The 18,413-nt window shown below is 46.8% G+C and carries 15 protein-coding genes and 1 pseudogene; 5 read left to right on the forward strand and 11 right to left on the reverse strand.

Going from position 1 to position 18,413, the window contains the following annotated elements; translation table 11 throughout:
* Positions 1-95 precede the first annotated feature (95 nt).
* The 7 genes from C7I86_RS04655 to surE form a co-directional block, all read right to left on the reverse strand.
* A complete protein-coding gene (locus C7I86_RS04655; protein ID WP_010872104.1) occupies positions 96-1,337 on the reverse strand; it encodes a glycosyltransferase family 4 protein in 1,242 nt (413 codons plus the stop codon).
* Positions 1,338-1,343: 6 nt separating this feature from the next.
* Positions 1,344-1,550, reverse strand: coding sequence for a twin-arginine translocase TatA/TatE family subunit (locus C7I86_RS04660; RefSeq protein ID WP_041425941.1), 207 nt, complete (start codon positions 1,548-1,550; stop codon positions 1,344-1,346).
* Between the two features lie 125 nt (positions 1,551-1,675).
* Positions 1,676-3,109 (reverse strand): YdiU family protein, encoded by a 1,434-nt coding sequence (locus tag C7I86_RS04665; protein ID WP_010872106.1) that lies wholly within the window; start codon positions 3,107-3,109, stop codon positions 1,676-1,678.
* Between the two features lie 211 nt (positions 3,110-3,320).
* Positions 3,321-5,207, reverse strand: a complete 1,887-nt coding sequence (ftsH4, locus tag C7I86_RS04670) for an ATP-dependent zinc metalloprotease FtsH4 (RefSeq protein WP_010872107.1) — start codon at positions 5,205-5,207, stop codon at positions 3,321-3,323.
* 131 nt (positions 5,208-5,338) lie between these two features.
* Complete coding sequence (gene hypE, locus C7I86_RS04675) at positions 5,339-6,376, reverse strand: hydrogenase expression/formation protein HypE (RefSeq protein ID WP_010872108.1); 1,038 nt, start codon at positions 6,374-6,376, stop codon at positions 5,339-5,341.
* A gap of 48 nt (positions 6,377-6,424) precedes the next feature.
* Positions 6,425-7,087 carry a Uma2 family endonuclease gene (locus tag C7I86_RS04680; RefSeq protein WP_010872109.1) on the reverse strand — a complete coding sequence of 221 codons (663 nt, stop codon included), beginning with the start codon at positions 7,085-7,087 and terminating at the stop codon, positions 6,425-6,427.
* 52 nt (positions 7,088-7,139) lie between these two features.
* Positions 7,140-7,817: a 5'/3'-nucleotidase SurE gene (surE, locus tag C7I86_RS04685; protein WP_010872110.1), complete on the reverse strand. Its 678-nt coding sequence runs from the start codon at positions 7,815-7,817 to the stop codon at positions 7,140-7,142.
* Between the two features lie 129 nt (positions 7,818-7,946).
* Between surE and def the strand changes: the two genes are divergently transcribed.
* From def to lysS, 3 genes are all read left to right on the forward strand, one after another.
* Positions 7,947-8,510 carry a peptide deformylase gene (gene def / locus C7I86_RS04690; RefSeq protein ID WP_010872111.1) on the forward strand — a complete coding sequence of 188 codons (564 nt, stop codon included), beginning with the start codon at positions 7,947-7,949 and terminating at the stop codon, positions 8,508-8,510.
* 115 nt (positions 8,511-8,625) lie between these two features.
* On the forward strand, positions 8,626-8,823 hold the full coding sequence (locus C7I86_RS04695) for a hypothetical protein (RefSeq protein WP_010872112.1): 198 nt from the start codon (positions 8,626-8,628) through the stop codon (positions 8,821-8,823).
* Between the two features lie 55 nt (positions 8,824-8,878).
* The gene (lysS, locus tag C7I86_RS04700) at positions 8,879-10,411 is read left to right on the forward strand and encodes a lysine--tRNA ligase (RefSeq protein WP_010872113.1); all 1,533 of its coding nucleotides are present in this window, start codon (positions 8,879-8,881) and stop codon (positions 10,409-10,411) included.
* A 42-nt stretch (positions 10,412-10,453) separates the two neighbouring features.
* Here the strand turns inward: lysS and C7I86_RS04705 are convergent, their stop codons facing one another.
* Complete coding sequence (locus C7I86_RS04705; protein ID WP_010872114.1) at positions 10,454-11,410, reverse strand: glycosyltransferase family 2 protein; 957 nt, start codon at positions 11,408-11,410, stop codon at positions 10,454-10,456.
* A 203-nt stretch (positions 11,411-11,613) separates the two neighbouring features.
* Positions 11,614-12,522, reverse strand: coding sequence for an FkbM family methyltransferase (locus tag C7I86_RS04710; protein WP_010872115.1), 909 nt, complete (start codon positions 12,520-12,522; stop codon positions 11,614-11,616).
* Positions 12,523-12,686: 164 nt separating this feature from the next.
* On the opposite strand from C7I86_RS04710, the gene C7I86_RS04715 reads away from it, so the two are divergent.
* Positions 12,687-15,167 (forward strand): hypothetical protein, encoded by a 2,481-nt coding sequence (locus C7I86_RS04715; protein WP_223211348.1) that lies wholly within the window; start codon positions 12,687-12,689, stop codon positions 15,165-15,167.
* Between the two features lie 75 nt (positions 15,168-15,242).
* Here the strand turns inward: C7I86_RS04715 and C7I86_RS04720 are convergent, their stop codons facing one another.
* Positions 15,243-15,710, reverse strand: coding sequence for a nitrate reductase associated protein (locus C7I86_RS04720; RefSeq protein ID WP_010872117.1), 468 nt, complete (start codon positions 15,708-15,710; stop codon positions 15,243-15,245).
* Positions 15,711-15,780: 70 nt separating this feature from the next.
* Here C7I86_RS04720 and C7I86_RS04725 point away from each other — a divergent pair.
* Positions 15,781-16,221: pseudogene (locus tag C7I86_RS04725) on the forward strand (DUF29 domain-containing protein).
* A gap of 15 nt (positions 16,222-16,236) precedes the next feature.
* On the opposite strand, the gene C7I86_RS04730 reads toward C7I86_RS04725, so the two are convergent.
* Complete coding sequence (locus C7I86_RS04730) at positions 16,237-18,381, reverse strand: molybdopterin oxidoreductase family protein (RefSeq protein WP_010872118.1); 2,145 nt, start codon at positions 18,379-18,381, stop codon at positions 16,237-16,239.
* Between the last annotated feature and the right edge of the window lie 32 nt (positions 18,382-18,413).

Here is an 18,413-nt window from a genome sequence, read left to right on the forward strand (position 1 = left end):
TGCAACAGAAATGACCCCGCCTTTTCGCAAAATTGGCGGGGTTTTTCGCAGAACTATTCAGTTCACAAACAAAAACAACACAATTTCCCCGCTCGTTAATGCTGGGGAGAAACCAGATTCTCTAGCCACTGTAATTGTTGGGGTAGGCAGATGGTCTGTAGGTCATATTTAGCCTGGACTAGGCGGCGGGCGTTGATTCCTAGCCTTTGTCTCTCCTCTTTGTCTTCTAATAACTGGCAGATAGTTGTGGCGATGGCTGAGTAGTCGAAGAAGTCCACTAACCGTCCCGTTTCGCCATCGGTGATCACCTCCCGCACTGGGGCTGTATTACTAGCGGCGATCGCACAGCCACAGGCCATGGATTCCAGTAAGCTCCAGGACAGCACAAAGGGATAACTGAGGTAAACGTGGACAGTGGAGATTTGTAGCAGATTAATGAAATAGTTGTAGGGAATGGTGCCGAGAAAATACAGACGACTTAACTGTTCTGGCGTTAGTTTTGGTTTAACCTCGTCGAGAAAAATGTCCCGCCAAGGGCGATCGCCTGGGGGCTTGGCTCCATAACTCACCCCATTGCCGCCCACAATTAAAACCTTGGCATGGGGACGATTAGTGAGAATTTCCGGCAGGGAACGCATAAAACTGTGGTAGCCCCGGTAGGGTTCCAGGTTGCGATTGACAAAGGTAATGATCTCGTCGCTGCGGTTGAGGGTGATTTGATTATTAAAAGTTAAGTTGGCATCGGCGTTGGGACGCAGAATATCGGTGTCAATGCCGTCGTGGACAACTGTCAGCTTGGAGCGGAAAGGTTCGGGAAAGGAATCCGCTTGCCATTGGGTAGGCGCCAGGCCACCGTCGGCAATGTCAAAATGGAGATAATGGTTGATATTTTTCCAGCGAATGCGACAGACCTCTGTTTCGTCAACGTTGGCAAATTCCGGATCAAAGGTGGTGTCATAGCCGGACGCATGGTAGAAAAATTCGCAGTAAATGCCCAATTTCGTTTCTGGCCACACATCTTTGACAAATAAACTTTCGCCCCAACCAGGGTTAGCAATAACAACGTCGGGATTAAATCCTTGGGCTTTTAACTTTCGGGCTTGATGAAAAACGGATTCTGCCCGGATGGTTTTAGTTTCAAAGTCCACCAACCAAGGGTGAATGTTTGGGGTACTGCCCCGATTGGGAAAATAGTTGATCAACTTTACCCCTTGCCATTGGGGAGATGCATTTTTTTGCATGATCATGGCCACCACCTGATGCCCTTGGGCTACCAAAGCAGGGGCGAGGTGTTTAAATTGCCCAGGAAAATTTTGGTGAAGAAAGAGAACGTTCATTATTGCTTATTTTTTGCCGGCCGCAGGATCGTTCTCCCCTAGTTCTACATCCACTACTTCAGTGCTATCCACATCTTGGGTTTGTAACTCTTCTTTGAAACCGCGCAGGGTTTTGCCCAACGCTCCCCCCAATTCTGGAATTCTCTTGGGACCAAAAATGATGATTACTACCCCTAAAATCAGCAGAATTTCTGGCCAACCTAATCCAAACATTTTTTGCTCCTGGAGGGTCACAACGTCCTCCCATCATACTCTGAAGGTTTACCCAAATTGAGTTTGAGTTGTTTTGAGTAAACTGTTCGAGGCTATGGCCCCAGGGACCCAGGGCATGGAGAAAATTAATTCCCGCTTTGTAGTTTCTGCACCAAATCGTTAAATGGTTGCCAATTATCATCTTCGGCGATCGCCTGCCAAACGGTTTCAATGCGGGGCCGGAGTAGATCGGTAAGGGGGTTGGCTTGCTCAAGCACAGTGGGCACTGCCGCCAAGGATTCCGGAGGCAATTGCTTTAACACCTGTTGGTATATCGATCGCCAAGTTGACCAATCTGCCCCTAGTAAATCGACATTTTCCAAAATCAAATCGGCATTGTCTCGCCAACTAGGGCTGAAATTAAGCCGCAATTGGGCAAAAAAGTCCGGGTAACTCCATTGGCTTTGGGCTAAACATTGCAGGGTCTGACCCACTAATTTTTCCCATAACTCCGGGTCTAGGCGATCGCCAAGGGTGGAGGAAATACCAAGGCGGCGGGCTATTAAGGTGATGTAGTAGCCTAAATAAATTTTTTCGTAGTCTTCCAATGCCTCTGTCATCGCTTTGCTGGGAATGACGGAACTTAGGGATACTTGTAGGCGTTCCAAATTCCAGCGACAGACAGCGGGTTGATTACCAAAGCGGTAGCGACCACCATAGTCAAAATAGGCGGCAATAAAATTTAAATCGTAGGTGGGCACAAAACCATAGGGGCCGTAATCAAAGCTTTCCCCGGTGATGGACATATTGTCCGTGTTTAAAACCCCATGGCAAAATCCCGCCGCCATCCATTGGGCCACCAACTTGGCCACCCGCTCCACCAAAACTCGGAAAAAAGCAATATGGGCTGAATCATCGGAGTTGGAGCCAGAAACCTCTGGATAGTAGGTTACAATTACGTGATCCAGTAGTTGTGCAATCTGTTCCGTTTGGTGATGGTAATGGAGTCGCTCAAAAGTACCAAAACGAATGTGGGAACGGCTAAAGCGGATCATTACCGACGCCCTAGTAGGGGAAGGCTCATCCCCCCGCCACAAGGAATCCCCCGTTTCCACTAAACTCAGACAACGAGAAGTTTTTACCCCCAAACGATGCAACGCCTCAGCGGCCAACACTTCCCTTACCCCACCTTTGAGGGTTAGGCGGCCATCACCGCCCCGGGAATAGGGAGTCTGGCCAGAGCCTTTGGTGCCAAAATCGAATAATTCCCCGTTTACTCCCCGCACTTGGCCGTAGAGAAAACCCCGACCGTCACCCAAATTAGGATTATATTCACCGAATTGGTAACCGTGGTAACGCAGAGCTAAAAATGGCCTTACCCCATGGAATAAACCGAAAGCTTCAACGAAATTATCATCCTTAACCTGACTTGGCTCCAGACCCAACATGGGCAACAGGCGATCGTTACGGAATCTCAGTTTATGCTCAGGAAAAGTCGCTGCTGACACTGGGTCAAAAAATTCATTGCCCAAGGATTCTAAAGCAGGTTCGTAGGTCAAATTCAGAAAGGGATTAGTCACAAAAAACTCAGATTATAAAAACAATATGCCCTGGTCCGGAAGCGTTAATTACAGAGGGAATGCTAGAACTGTCTAGGTTAGTTGCTTATTCTATTCCCACTCAAAAGCCGCCATGGATAACGTGCCATGGCCGGAGCTTTAGCGGGGAGATTTAGGGAACAAACTGGAACTTTGCAAACAGGTTTTTAAAGGGAGCAAAAAAGCAAGTTCCTTATACCACTAGGGTGCCAGGAGCTTGAACCTGGCCCAATAGGTGATGTAGTTCTTCCCCTTCAATGACCTCTTTTTCAAGAATTTTTTCGGCGATCGCCTCTAGTAAATCTCGATTGTGCTCCAGAATTGCCAAAGCTTGGTTATGGCCCTGCTCAACGATTTCTTTGACCTCTAGGTCAATTTCTTTGGCAGTGTCGTCACTGACCATGCGCCGGGGATTACCCATGCCCTGCCCCAGAAAGTTATTTTGCTGACCTTTATCGTAGGCGAGGGGGCCCAAAACCTTACTCATGCCATAGGTGGTGACCATCTGTTCTGCTAAGTCCGTGGCCCGTTGTAAATCATTGGCCGCGCCAGTGGTGATGCTGTCAAAAACAATTTCTTCGGCGGCCCTTCCCCCCAGCAGAGTGGCAATTTGGTCCCGTAGCTCAGACTCGTTTAACAAAAAGCGGTCTTCTGTGGGCATCTGTAGGGTATAACCCAGGGCGGCCATCCCCCGGGGCACAATGGAAATTTTCGCCACCTGACCACCGCCGGGCATCACTGCTCCCACTAGTGCGTGGCCCACTTCATGGTAGGCAACAATTTTTTTCTCCTTATCCGACAGCACCCGACTTTTCTTCTCCAAGCCAGCCACCACCCGTTCGATCGCCTCGCGGAAATCGGCTTCGGTAACGCTATCTTGCTTATTCCTAGCGGCTAGCAGTGCCGCTTCGTTGACTAAGTTAGCCAAGTCAGCCCCGGCAAAACCAGGGGTACGGGTGGCAATATTTTTTAATTCCACCTCTTTGTCCAATTTAATTTTCTTGGCATAAATTTCTAAAATTTTCAGCCTGCCCGCCAAATCTGGCCGGTCCACCAATACCTGGCGATCGAAACGGCCAGGACGCAGTAAAGCTGGATCCAAGGTTTCCGGGCGGTTAGTGGCCGCCAATACAATCACCGTTGCCCCCGCCGCACTGAACCCATCCATTTCCGTCAGCAGTTGGTTGAGGGTTTGTTCTCGCTCATCGTTACCACCCATAAAAGCGCCGCTGGCCCGGGATTTACCAATGGCATCCAATTCGTCAATGAAGACAATGCAAGGGGCTTGTTTTTTGGCTTGCTCAAATAAATCCCGCACCCTGGCGGCCCCTGCGCCCACAAATAACTCCACAAATTCAGAACCAGAAATGATGAAAAATGGCACCCCTGCTTCCCCCGCCGCCGCTTTAGCCAGTAGGGTTTTGCCTGTGCCGGGAGGCCCGACTAGCAATACGCCTTTAGGAATTTTTGCTCCCAGGGCGGTGTAACGTTGGGGAAATTTGAGAAAATCCACCACTTCGCTCAATTCCGTTTTGGCTTCTTCCACCCCGGCCACGTCGTCAAAGGTGACTTTAGTGGAGTCCCCTTCCACATAAACTTTCGCTTTACTTTTAGTGAAGGCCAAAGCCCCACCGGGAGCACCGTTATTATTGCGGTTCAAGAAAAATGACCAAATACCAACAAAAATCAGCGGAGGGATAACCCAACTCAAAAGGGTGCCAAACCAAGAATTTTTCGCTGGGGGAGCGGCCGCAAACTCAATGCCCTTGGCCTCCAAGCGCTTGGGTAACTCCAGATCAAAAATGGGAGTAGTTCTTAAAATTTGCCCCTCGGCGGCTTTTTCTTTCCCCTCATCCTCTGCTTCCGGTTTGAGTTGATAGCGAATCTCGTTTTGTCCTACGTAAACGCTGGCTACCTTGTCCCCTTCCACCTGGTCAATGAAAAGACTGTAGGGCACCTGGGGCGGTTGGGAGCGAAATAATGCCGGGGCAAGCAAGTTCACTAACAGATAAATGGTGGAGCCCCACAGCAGGACGCTAGCAAGGCGACGTTGCCATTGGGGTTGGGGTTTGATGGCCATGGGTTGGGAGAAGAGTAACTGAACAAGAAAAATCTGGCGATCGGGTTGATCGGCCTTTCCCCATCATATCCCTAAGGCAAGGCGATATTTTTGGGCTATGGTTTTCAGTCTAGGGCTTGGGGATTGGAGTCCTAACAAATACGGGGTAATTGCTCCCCACTGATCATGTCTAGCAACCGGGGGGCACCAATGGAACTTTCCAAACTGACTAACCCCAAGGTTTGTGCACTTTTGCCTGTTACTGTACCGATCGCCGTAGCTTGGGGATGGAAAGTTTGCAAAATTTCCACGGTCTTCTGTTCTGCTTCCGGGGGCACAATGGCCAGGAATCTTCCCTCATTGGCCACATAGAGGGGGTCAAAACCCAACAGTTCACAGGCGGCTTGTACTTCGGCCTCCACCGGGATTAACGTTTCTCGTAAAGCCATGGTTACCCCGGAAGTTTGGGCAATTTCATTAACCGCACTGGCTAATCCCCCCCTGGTTAAATCCCGCAGACAATGGATTGGGATCCCTGCCGACAATAATGCCTGCACTTCTCTGTGAACCGGGGCCGAATCACTTTCAATGGTGGTTTCAAATTCTAATCCTTGGCGCACTGCCATAATGGCCATGCCATGACGTCCCAAATCACCGCTCAAAATTAGGCGATCGCCTACCTGTACCTGATTGGGATGGATAGTTTGTTGATGGTCGAGGGAACCAATGCCGCTGGTGTTGATGAAAATGCCGTCTCCCTTACCCCGGTCCACCACTTTGGTATCACCGGTAAGAATTTCCACCCCACAGTTTTGGGCCGCTTGCCCTAGGGATTGGGCCACCCGCCAGAGGGTCTCCATGGGCAATCCTTCTTCGAGGATAAAACCAACGCTGATATAGCGAGGGGTTGCGCCGGCCATGGCTAGGTCATTAACGGTGCCGTGGACTGCCAAAGAACCAATATCGCCCCCAGGAAAAAAGAGGGGATTGATCACATAGGAGTCGGTGGTGAAAGCTAAAGAACTTTGGTTGGCAGTAAAAACCGCCGCATCATGACTACCCGTTTCAGAAGCGCCAAAGGCCGGTAAAAAAATTTGCTTAAGTAATTGTTGGCTCAACTTACCGCCGCCGCCGTGGGCTAACAGTACCTGGGGATAACGATCAAGGGGAACGGGACAGACTAAGTTCACTGGCAGCTAATCTCTTTGTTGCAGGATGTAACAGTTACGGCCAAGAACTTAAATTTCCTCAGGATCAACGCCTAATTCCTTCAGCTTGGCCGCTAGGCGATCGGCCCTTTGTTGTTCTTCGTTAGCCCGTTGCTTTTCTTTGACCATTTCTCGATCAAGCTCCACCGTGGTAAGAAACTTGCGTCCGTCAGGATAATAAATCTGCAGGGTATCGGGAGTGAGGAAAAAGCGAATGCCCAGGAGGGGGCTAGTCCAATCTTCTATGGTCTCAATCACCTCTAATCCGTTCTCTCCCCGCTGCAGTCCGGTTAATTCGTTGTCATCGGGGTCATAAACGTAATACTCATTCACCCCGTAGCGTTCATAAAACTGTAATTTGCGAATCATTTCCTTAGCACGATTGCCGGGAGAGAGGATTTCAAAGACCACCTGGGGAGCAATATTGTCTTCCTCCCATTGGCGGTAGGAACCGCGTTTCCCCTTGGGCCGCCCTAGGGCCACCATGGCATCGGGAGCTACACGGATTTCAGGATGCCCTTCCACGGGATACCAGAGTAGGTCCCCGGCTACGAAAACATTGTCGTCCTGGGCAAAAAGACACTCCAGATTTTCCTTGAGTAAAACAATCCACTGGAATTGTTCAGTATTATCTGCCATGGGTTGACCGTCGCTGTCGGGGTAGATAATAGTGCGATGGGGGGCGATAACCATTTGCTTTGCTTAAGTTTCCTAAAATGGGCAACTTTGCTTATATCTTATCGGCTTAAACTCTCAACTGAGTGATGGCAATGTTGCCGGAAAAACAAACGTCAATGTCGGAGCCGGGTTGCCGTGGTCGCTGGCTATATTCCCCCCGATAAAAGAAATTCGATCCTTCTATGGTGAATGCCACGGGCAGAGGATCCCGACTGGGTTCACAAAAAATAACCTCCGGTTCCGGGTCGCCACTTTGCCAATGGGGTAAGTTAACGTTCCAAAAATGTTGGGGGGGTAAATCCTGTTGCCAAAGGGTATTGAAGACAGCATTGGCCCAATGGGAAGCCCAGGCCCAGTTAATGGTGCGGGGTTTGTTAATCCAGTGGGAAATGGCGATCGCCTTATGGCCAAGGATAGCCGCCTCCCGTACCGCCGCCACTGTGCCAGATAGGTAGGAATCAATGCCCATATTGCCCCCCGCATTGATGCCGGCAATAACCCAATCCACTTCTGGATAAAAATGAACTACTCCCAACCGGGTACAGTCCGCCGGAGTGCCGTCCACTGCGTAACGATTTTTGCCTCTTTGTTCCACGGCGATCGCCTGGTCAGTGGTCACCTTATGGCCACAGCCGGAATGTTGATTTTTGGGAGCCACCCACACCCCCCTTTTACCAAGGGCTTCATAGAGAGCTTCAATACCAGGGGCATCAATGCCATCGTCATTGGTGAGCAAAAAATTCATAGGATGTGTAACTAGTCAAACGGGCAACGGTAAGCAAACCTTTTAAACCATAGCGAAAATTGTCCAGGCCGTGATTTTGTTAAGATGTAGTCCAAGACCCCATTGTTGAGATAGGCCCGTAGAACGTCCATGACTGCCACCATCCTCGTTGAAAAGCAAAAAGTTGATCGTCCCCCTTTAGAACTTCATTACCTAGGGGACAAGGTGCTCCGACAACCGGCCAAGCGCATTGCCAAGGTGGATGACAGCATTCGCAAATTGGCCAAGGAGATGTTGCAGACTATGTACAGTGCCAATGGTATCGGGTTGGCTGCTCCCCAGGTGGGTATTAACAAACAACTTTTGGTGGTGGATTGTGAACAGGATAAGCCCGATGAACCGCCTTTGATTATGATTAATCCCCAAATTACCCGCACTAGCGAAGAACTTTGTGTGGTGGAAGAGGGTTGTCTGAGTGTGCCCAATGTTTACATGGATGTGACCCGGCCCCGGGCGATCGAAGTGACCTACAAAGATGAGCATGGCCGGCCCCAAAAACGCCTTTTTGCTGAGCTAACCGCCAGGGTAATTCAACATGAAATGGACCATCTGAATGGGGTTATGTTTGTGGACCGGGTGGATAATCCTTTAGCCTTAGCAGAATCTTTGAAGAAAGAAGGTTTTTCTATGCAGGCGGTTAAGCCCGTCGCTTGAGTCTTAGTTAGCAGGCCATCTGAAAAAAGTCTTCACTTCCCTGGCTCAACCCTAGCCCCCGCTTAACGGTAAACTGAACTGTTGTCCGTTCCATTGTTCCGGAGGCTATTTTTCTGTGACCCCTAAAAGTGGTATTCTTCTGCTCCTTTCCTGTGTGTCGGCGATCGCCGCCGTGGGCTGCGTATTTGAACTGTCATCGGGGCAACCGGAATTGGGCAGTACGACCACCACGGCCATTTTGTTGGGCAGTATTCCCCTGACAGCCCTTTTCTTTTGGATTGCGGTGCAGGATACCAGGGCCAACATGAAGTAGATAGTTTATTAGTATTTAATATCATTTCATTTCAATTTTTCCCGTTTACTCCACTATGGCCGATTCCCATTCCCACTCCAGCCTTGAAGAAATCCGTGCCACCCGGCTTGAAAAAGCGGAACAATTGCGGCAACTCGGCCTCAATCCCTATGCCTACACCTGGGAAATTACCCACCAAGCTCAGGATTTACAGGAAACCTATCGGGATCTAAGCAACGGCGAAGAAGTGGACCTCAAAGTGGCGATCGCCGGCCGAATCTTAGCACGGCGGGTGATGGGAAAATTAGCCTTTTTTACTCTCCAGGACGAAAGCGGCACCATCCAACTTTATTTGGAAAAGCAACGGCTGACGGAACATATGCCGGAGTTGGAAAATGCTTTTAACTTGTTGAAAAAAATCACCGATGTGGGGGATATTTTGGGGGTAACCGGCACCCTCAAACGCACGGAAAAAGGCGAATTATCGGTTTATGTGCAAACCTACGCTGTATTAACTAAGTCTTTACTGCCCCTACCGGATAAATGGCATGGTTTGACTGACACAGAAAAACGCTACCGCCAACGTTACGTGGATTTAATCGTTAATCCCACCGTAAGGCAAACTTTCCGCCGCCGGGCCCAGATTACCGCCGCCATCCGCCGTTACTTGGATAAACAGGGCTTTATCGAAATTGAAACACCAGTTTTACAGGGGGAATCCGGGGGCGCAGAAGCTCGGCCTTTTATCACCCATCACAACACCCTGGGCATGCCCCTGTATCTCCGCATTGCTACGGAATTACATCTGAAAAGATTGGTGGTGGGAGGCTTTGAAAAGGTTTTTGAGTTGGGGCGAATTTTTCGCAACGAAGGGGTTTCCACCAGGCATAATCCTGAATTTACCTCCATTGAGGTCTATCAAGCCTACGTGGACTATAACGAGATGATGGCCTTAACCGAAGCCCTCGTCACCACCGCCGCCCAAGCAGTATTAGGCACGCTAAAAATTACCTACCAAGGGGAAGAAATCGACCTCACCCCTCCCTGGAAACGCATCACCATGCACGAAGCGGTGCAGTTAGAAACAGGGATAGATTTTAGCCAATTTACAGATCTGGAAACGGCCAAACAAGCGGCCACAAAAGCGGGCATTGGTGTGCCGGAAGATTGTCCTTCCCTTGGGCATTTGTTAAACCATGCTTTTGAGCAAAAAGTGGAAGGGACGTTGATGCAACCCACTTTTATCATCGATTTCCCGGTGGAAATTTCTCCCCTCGCTAAGCCCCATCGCAGTAAACCGGGGCTGGTGGAACGGTTTGAGCTATTTGTTTACGGTCGGGAATTGGCCAATAGTTTTTCCGAGCTGACAGACCCCATTGATCAACGGAGTCGGTTGGAAGCCCAGGCGGCTAAAAAAGCGGCAGGGGATTTGGAAGCCCACAGCGTTGATGAAGATTTCCTCACAGCGTTGGAATACGGCATGCCCCCTACTGGTGGCTTGGGCATAGGCATCGATCGCCTGGTGATGTTGCTGACCGATTCCCCCAGTATTCGAGATGTAATTGCTTTTCCGTTGCTGAAAAATCAGGAGGCTGGCAGCGATGGTTGATATTTTCCTAGGAGCTAACTGTCGAGGGAATTTAATTGGCTCCTAGACCTCCTTAATTTCGACCCTGGGAATTCTGAGATAAGCCATGCGCTTAAGCTCCCGTCTTCCCCGGGCAACGGAATCTAAAATTAGGCCGCAGGTGAAAAAGACAAAGCCCAAGGACATTAAAGAAGCGGCAATGATGACTGTGGGAAATCTCGGTACTAGACCCGTTTCCAGATAGGTAAATACCACCGGCAACATTAAGGCGATCGCCGACCCGGAAAAGAGGGCAAAGAACACACCAAAAAAGAGGAATGGGCGGGTTTCCTTCATCAGTAAAAAGGAGGTACCCAAAACCCGAAAGCCATCGCTAATGGTGTTTAACTTACTTTCGGAGCCAGAAGGGCGAGATTGGTATAACACTGGTTCTTCGGCAAAGGGCAGACGTAGTTCTAGGGTGTGGATAGTTAATTCCGTTTCAATTTCAAATCCGTTGGAAATAGCTGGGAAGCATTTAACAAAACGGCGGGAAAAAATTCTGTAGCCCGACAACATATCGTCCAACCGAGCCCCAAATTGTAATTCCACAATGCCCTTTAATAGTTGGTTACCACTGCGGTGGCCAAAACGGTAGGCCTCCTTGTCCTTAACCTCCGATCGCCGAGCCCCCACCACCATATCCAATTGCTCATTAATCAGGCGATCAATCAATCTACCCACCGCTTCGGCTTCATAGGTATTGTCCCCATCCACCAAAATGTAAATATCCGCTTCAATATCAGCAAACATGCGGCGGATCACATTGCCTTTACCCGGTTGTTTCTCGTAACGAACAATGGCCCCTGCTTGCTGGGCGACGGTGGCGGTGTCATCGGTGGAACAATTGTCGTAAACGTAGATGGCGGCATTGGGCAACTGCTGGCGAAAATCAGTCACAACCTGGGTGATGGTCAAAGCTTCATTACGGCAAGGAACTAGCACCGCCAAACGATAGGCACTGGAAAAAGAGGTTGACACCGTTAATTTAGCCAAAAATTCGGTAAAAATAAGCTGAGAAAGGGTCAGAGCGCCTGTATTTTTCCTAAACGTTCATAATTCAGGATTTTAATAGAGGCCTGTGCCAATGGTTCTCAGAACTGGGGCTAATTTTATCTGGCCGGTTGTCCCTCTGCAAGTTTGTCCAGCCAAAGCCACGATGATAATTAATTGGTTAATAGGGATCACACAGGACTAGCAAACAGAGTATGGCCATCGCTGTTGCAACGGTAACCCAATCCCTCTAACAACGGTTGGACTCCCAACAATGCCGATTGTTTGGTTTTCACATCAGCGTGGATGTCAATGCAAAGATAGGGGCGACAGGTTTTTAATGTTTCCATGGCCCCCTGGAGAGCATACAGTTCAAAACCTTCAATATCAATTTTGATCGCTTTGGGGCTGAGATTGTTTTCCCCGGCAAATTTATCAATGGTGGTGATTTCCACTGCGTAGGTAGCATAATTATCTAGGCTAGGCTCCACATCTTTCGCCAAGGTAGAAGTGTCCGCCGCCCAGGAAAAACGGTTATCAGTACTATATTCAATGAATTCCGCTTCCCCCGTTTCATCGGCGATCGCCAGGGGAAGAACTGTAATATTTTCCAGGTGGTTGCCCTTAACGATTTGTTCAAGGCTTTGACGGGTTTGGCGAGCGGGCTCAAAGGCATAGATATGGCCGTTATTACCAACAATTTCTGCCAAGGGAATACTAATCACCCCGTAGGCCGCCCCCACATCAAAAAACACGTCCCCGGGCCGTAGATGCTGCCCCAGCCACTGAACGCAATGGCTTTCTATGCAATAGGTAAAACTAAATTCCTGGGACGTTTCCAAGCAATGGGCATAGGCCCGTAAAATTCCCACCGGAACTCTGAGGGGAACCCCATTAATTTCACAGCTTAGGGTAGTCTGGGGTTGGCTCTGGGCAACAATTTCCACTAAAGCCCGGCTGTAATCCAAATGGAGATGATCAAAGGATTTTTGTAAACCAGCAATCAAATCATTGGTGTCGGCGATCGCCCTGAGCATGGCTGCTTCCTGCTCATCTAGGCCAAAAAGCTTGCGACGTAATTGTTTAAAAAATTTTTGCATAGGGGCGTTTCCCAAAAAATCCGATGGTTTATCCTCAGGTTGGCTAACATTCTCCCACAAAAATCAACCCCATCTAGGGTCAGCTAAAAAATGCAATCCCCTGTGATATTATGTGGCGTTATCGGTCACCCGAAATGCCCCTAACTGAGTCATTCTTGGATCTAATGCTAATTCCTATAATCGGTTTTGGTTTGGCTGTTATTTTATTGATTGGATTTTTTCTGCTCTATCAGGAAGTCGGCATTTTTAAAAACTTAAAATTCCTCGTTATTCGGAAAAATAACCCCTTTTTTATTCTTGCTTTATTTTGTCTTATTACAGGCTTAGCTTTAGGATTAGTGGGCTATTGGGGCATTCTAGAACCAAAGCTTGGTGCGGCTGATTTACAAGCCTTAAGACGTAATTTAATCATCTTGAGTTTATTACTTTTTGGGGTAACGTTTCGTCAATATTTATTTGATTTGATTAAACCCGTTACCACCATGGCAATTTGGCGAAAAATTGGCACTTTTAACTATAAAAATCGTATTGCCATTCTTACCTATGTTTTGCTAGGGCTAATTGCTTTGGCTTGGATGGCCCCTATGGCATCGACCAAGATAATTTTCTCCATTAATGACCACACTTCCCACATCGGCTACATTGTCCAAGGGCGAATGGCCCTAGAGGAAGGACAATTTCCCCTACGGGTGGCCCCTCTAGAAAATTTTGGTTTCCGTTATCCTGGATTTCAATTTTATAGTCAACTTCCCTATTTTTTCGGGGCAATAATTTACAAATTTTTGACTCCCACTAATCCCTACACTGCCTATAAAATTTTGCTTTGGTCTGCCCTATGGTTGGGGGGGATTTTCATCTATCGGGTTGGGTTTTTCTTCACCCGTTCCCAAATTGCCGCTATTTTAGGGGGAGTGACCTATATGTCCGCCCCCTATTTTCTTAATAATGTCCATGCAAGGGGAGCTTTCACCGAGGCGATCGCCCAGGGAATTTTAGCCATTGTTTTATTTTATGCTATTCAAACTTTTTACTATCCCCATTATCGCCATTTAATTTTAGGTGCTTTGGCCTGGTGTGCCCTGGGATTAACCCATATTATCACCTTCGTTTACACAACTATTTTTATTGCTTTATTAGGTGCCATTTTCTTAGTCAAAAATAAGCCTAATCATTGGCAAAAAGGGATTACTTACATTAGTTTGAGCTACATCTGGGCTTGGTTGCTAGCGCTTTACTTTTTAGCTCCTGTGGCTCTGGAATCTGGCAGTTTAGCCATTCGTCGTCAGATTCAAGCCATTAATCCCTTCAACACTACCGATATTACCCCGATCGCCAATTTACTAGCCCCCAATTCTCTGCCTCACCAACCAACGGAACTGGGCATTGCCCCTACCTACGGTTTTCATCCCGCTGTCGGTTGGATTCTTTTGGCTGGCTTTGGCACGGTAATTTACTTTGTTTTTGCTGGCAAATCATTACCTAGGCGTTTATGGCGATCGCAGCCCTGGCTGATTCCTTTGCTGAGCGTATTTATACTAGCCTTATTTCTTACGTGGAGTCCCGTTAATATTTGGAATCTTTTGCCCCGACAGTTGTGGGTCACCCAATTTACTTTTCGTTTTTTAACCCATGTAATGTGGTCCGGGGCACTGCTAACCACACTGGCAATTATTTTAATTTTTCGAGAAAGATTACGCAGTCGTCATTTAATTTTAGGTATTTTAATTATTGTCATTGCTAGCCGCCCTTGGTTACCCATACCCCGAGGCACAGTGACAGTAGAAGAATTATTACAAGATCCCCTTTTTCGTTATTCTGGCGCTTTGGACTATCTCTATCGCTTACCCAACAAAGCCGTTCCTGTTAACACAAAAGCCCAATCAGCGGTGGAAAAAATATATGGCAAAGCCGAGTTGCAACTTCTCCATCCCGATTGGATTCCCGGCTATCTTTCCTGGGATGTATTTATTAATGGCCCCCTACCCATTGACGTTGATATTCCCTATCCTGCCTGGCCAGAAACGGAAAAACCCACCCTAGTTTTACAGGGTAGAGTTCCCATGGATAAAATTAAAAGCCAAGCTAATTTAATAGTTTTTGTTGATCAACAACCATTAACTTCCATTCCTTTGACCCAGGAAGAATTAAAAGTAAAAGTTCCTTTCACCGACGTTAAATTCGCTGGCAACGCCTTTGAATTAAAATTTATCGTAGAGGGAGAAACCACTGACGGCAATCCTCTTTACATCAGAATGAATCATCTATATTTTGATGATTTTTCCGCCGCAAATACCCTTCTACCTGTCCATGCAACTAAGGAAATGTGTAACCAAAAGGGAGTTGTGACTAACTGCCCAGTTGAAATGCCCGCAGAGGCTGGCACAGTGCAACTGCCAATTTTGTATTATCCTGCAATGCAACAAGTCGTGGTAGATAATCAACCAGTAAAAGGATTTTTTACTAATTATCGAGATTTTAATTTACTCAGTCTTAATCTGAGTCCAGGCAAACATCAAATCCAAGTCAAATTCACCGGCTTAATCTGGGCAAACTTTATCAGTCTTCTTGCTTGGTTGACATTGATCATTACGGCGATCGCCTTAAAATTCTATCCACGTAAACCGGAGCAAACAATTTTTAAGTAGATAGATAAATTTGATATGGACTAGTTTGATTAACTCACTGGATGGAGAATAAATTAGCGAGTTGTAGATTTTGTGTCAGCTTGGCATCAGATCAAATTCTTTGATGGCCAGCAGAAAATTACGATTTTCGTGGCCAGCACGACTTAGTTTAATTAAAGCAAATCTTTGCAAAGGAGTCAGGGATTGCCATTGAGTCAACGTAATGCCGGAAGATTCCAAAGACGGTAATTTATTATTTAACTCCGTTAATATTTGAGCTGGAATTTGATTGGCATTTAACCAATCGGGTAAATCCGGCACTGATAATGTGGAAGCTGGCTTGCCAGTTAATTCCGTTATCCAATTTTGCAGCTTTTCCCCATATTGGCTAACTTCTGTTGGTGTTTCACAACTAGCTTCAGTCAAATACTGCCTTTGTTCCAAACTCAGTTGATGCCAATGACTTAATTTTAATTTAACGCCACAGGTGTCTAGTTTATAACGCACAACCATGGGAATACAGCGGAGGGAATCAACAAAATCAGCTTCAAATTGAAAAAACATTGTTATTGTTACAGGAAAATCAACTTAGTTTTTAATGCTAACATTGGATGTTGAGCGAGGATATAATTCAATGCCTTCACCTAGCACTTACCACAGCGATTTCTATGCCTGGACAAAAGAGCAAACTGAAATACTACGTAACCAGCAATGGCATAAACTAGATTTAGAAAATTTGATTGAGGAAATAGAGAGCTTGGGGAGACAACAGCGTCAGGAATTAAGAAATTGTCTAGCAATTTTGCTTGGTCATCTCCTCAAATGACAATACCAATCAGAGCAAAGAAGCCGCAGTTGGCTGGCAACAATTCGAGTACAAAGACGGGATATTTTAAAGTTGATTAAGGAAAATCCTAGCTTAAAAACCTATTTATCAGAGGCTATCTCAGATGGCTATGATAATGGCAGGGATCTAGCAATGGGAGAGACCAACTTGCCGGAAGAAACATTTCCTCAACAATACTCATATATTCCTGACCAAATTTTAAGCTTAGATTTTTATCCTGACAATTAATTGCTTATTGTTTGATTAAACTGGTGTAATATTAACGGCGCAGGCTTTTAATTCCGGTTGTTTAGAAATAGGGCAAGCAGTGGCATGGGTCAAACTATTAACTTCAGCATTATCGTCCCACAAAAAACCCCAGTGCATGGGCATAAAAACCGTACCGGGGGCAATGGCTCTAGTAACTAGAACTTCTAGCTGAGCAGAACCCCGTCGAGATTTAATCGCAACTAAATCCTGACTTTTAATACCCAATTTTTCTGCGTCCTTGGGATGCATTTCCAATATAGGTTTGGGATGCATTTTTTTGATTTTCTCAATGTGGCCAGTGCGGGTTTGGGTATGCCAATGACCATAAAGACGACCATTGGTGAGGACAAAAGGATAGTTTGGATCGACCGGCTCAGCTAATCCCCGACTGTGGTCTAAGCAAAAGTTTGCCCGACCATTTTCTGTGCAAAATTTATAGTCGGTGTAAAGTCTTTTAGTTGATAAAAGTTGACTTTCTTGATCTGATTGACGACAGGGCCATTGCAGCGGCCCCAGCTTTTGCAACTTTTCATAACTGACACCAGATTGGTCACATAATCTTTCAGCAGTTAGTTGCACATATTCCCGATGTACTGCGGCTGAATCAACAAAATTAAATTGATTTTCAAAACCTAATCTACGTCCTACCTCAGCAAAAATTTCCCAGTCGGGTCTTGCTTCCCCAGGAGGAGAGCGAAACGCAGGAGAAAGGGTAACTCTCCGTTCTGAATTGGTCATTGTGCCAGTTTTTTCGCTCCATTGAGCTGCTGGCAATAACAAATGGGCGTATTCTGCCGTTTCAGTGGGGGAATAGGCATCCTGATGAATCGTAAAAGTTGATTGTTGCAGAGCCTTTTTAACCCTTTCTAAATCAGGCATACTAACAACAGGGTTAGTCGCCACAATCCATAGGAAACCAACCTGTTGATTTTCCAATCCCATGAACATTTCCCAGGCTGATAAACCTGGTTCTGGATTAATACGGCCAGGGGAAATCTGCCAAAGTTGTTCTACCTCTTGGCGGTGTTGAGGATTTTTAATTGAACGATAGCCAGGCAACAGATGGGACAATCCCCCTGCTTCCCGACCCCCCATGGCGTTGGGCTGACCAGTGAGGGAAAAAGGTCCACTGCCTGGTTTCCCAATCTGACCAGTGAGTAAATGGAGATTAATTAAACAACGACCTTTAGCTGTGCCTTGAAAAGATTGATTCATTCCCATGGACCAAAGGGAAAGCACTGTTTTGGCATTGCCCCAATAGTGAGCGGCGGTTTCTAATTGTTCTAAACTAATGCCACAAATTTGGGTAACTTTTTCCGGGGGATAATGATCAATAACTTGACAATACTGCTCAAAATCTTGGGTGTGATTATCAATAAATTTTTGATCAATTAAATTCCACTTTTTTAGCAAATAGGCAATGCCATGGAGTAAAGTAATGTCACTGCCAGGATTGATCGCTAAATGTAAGTCCGCAACTTCTGCGGTGGCAGTACAACGGGGGTCCACCACAATTAATTTAACGTGGGGATTTTGTTTGTGGTGTTTGCGTAAACGATTAAAAATAATGGGATGGCAGTCCGCTGTATTAGTACCAATTAAAAAAGCGCAATCGGTTATTTCTAAGTCTTCATAACAGCAAGGCGGACCATCGGAACCAAAGCTTAGGCTATAGGCAGACACAGCCGAAGACATGCAAAGACGAGAATTGGTATCAAAATTATTGGTACCCAAACAACCTTTAAATAATTTTTGGGCCACGTAGTAATCCTCTGTCTGCATTTGCCCAGAGGCGTACATACATAAACCACTTACCCCCAAAGTTTGTTTAACTTGCTGAATTTTATCAACAACAATTTCTAGGGCTGCTTCCCAACTAATTTGTTGCCACGGCTGATCTAAACTTGACCGAAACATGGGGTAAAGTAATCGCTGTTTATCCATGGATTCCATTACGGTAGCTCCTTTGACGCAGACCATGCCTTGGCTGGAAGGATGCTGGCGATCGCCTCTAATTTTATGGGCATGACCGGCATCAACTACCGACTTTTGGGGACTAGCAACAGCCTCCAAACCACAACCAACTCCACAGTAAGGACAAAGGGTTCTGGTGGTGGGAAGAATAGCTGGTGAATCCATTAAAATATTGGCAGTTAATTGAAGCGAATTTG

It is taken from the genome of Synechocystis sp. IPPAS B-1465 (assembly GCF_003015225.1).
Taxonomy (GTDB): Bacteria; Cyanobacteriota; Cyanobacteriia; order Cyanobacteriales; family Microcystaceae; genus Synechocystis.

Bases quoted from the DNA above. Each gene is read 5' to 3' on its own strand.
- surE (WP_010872110.1), bottom strand. From the start codon at position 7,817: ATGAATTTTTTGCTCACCAATGACGATGGCATTGATGCCCCTGGTATT.
- C7I86_RS04660 (WP_041425941.1), bottom strand. From the start codon at position 1,550: ATGTTTGGATTAGGTTGGCCAGAAATTCTGCTGATTTTAGGGGTAGTA.
- C7I86_RS04715 (WP_223211348.1), top strand. From the start codon at position 12,687: ATGCTAATTCCTATAATCGGTTTTGGTTTGGCTGTTATTTTATTGATT.
- C7I86_RS04655 (WP_010872104.1), bottom strand. From the start codon at position 1,337: ATGAACGTTCTCTTTCTTCACCAAAATTTTCCTGGGCAATTTAAACAC.
- lysS (WP_010872113.1), top strand. From the start codon at position 8,879: ATGGCCGATTCCCATTCCCACTCCAGCCTTGAAGAAATCCGTGCCACC.
- C7I86_RS04720 (WP_010872117.1), bottom strand. From the start codon at position 15,710: ATGTTTTTTCAATTTGAAGCTGATTTTGTTGATTCCCTCCGCTGTATT.
- ftsH4 (WP_010872107.1), bottom strand. From the start codon at position 5,207: ATGGCCATCAAACCCCAACCCCAATGGCAACGTCGCCTTGCTAGCGTC.
- C7I86_RS04710 (WP_010872115.1), bottom strand. From the start codon at position 12,522: ATGCAAAAATTTTTTAAACAATTACGTCGCAAGCTTTTTGGCCTAGAT.
- def (WP_010872111.1), top strand. From the start codon at position 7,947: ATGACTGCCACCATCCTCGTTGAAAAGCAAAAAGTTGATCGTCCCCCT.
- C7I86_RS04730 (WP_010872118.1), bottom strand. From the start codon at position 18,381: ATGGATTCACCAGCTATTCTTCCCACCACCAGAACCCTTTGTCCTTAC.
- C7I86_RS04680 (WP_010872109.1), bottom strand. From the start codon at position 7,087: ATGGTTATCGCCCCCCATCGCACTATTATCTACCCCGACAGCGACGGT.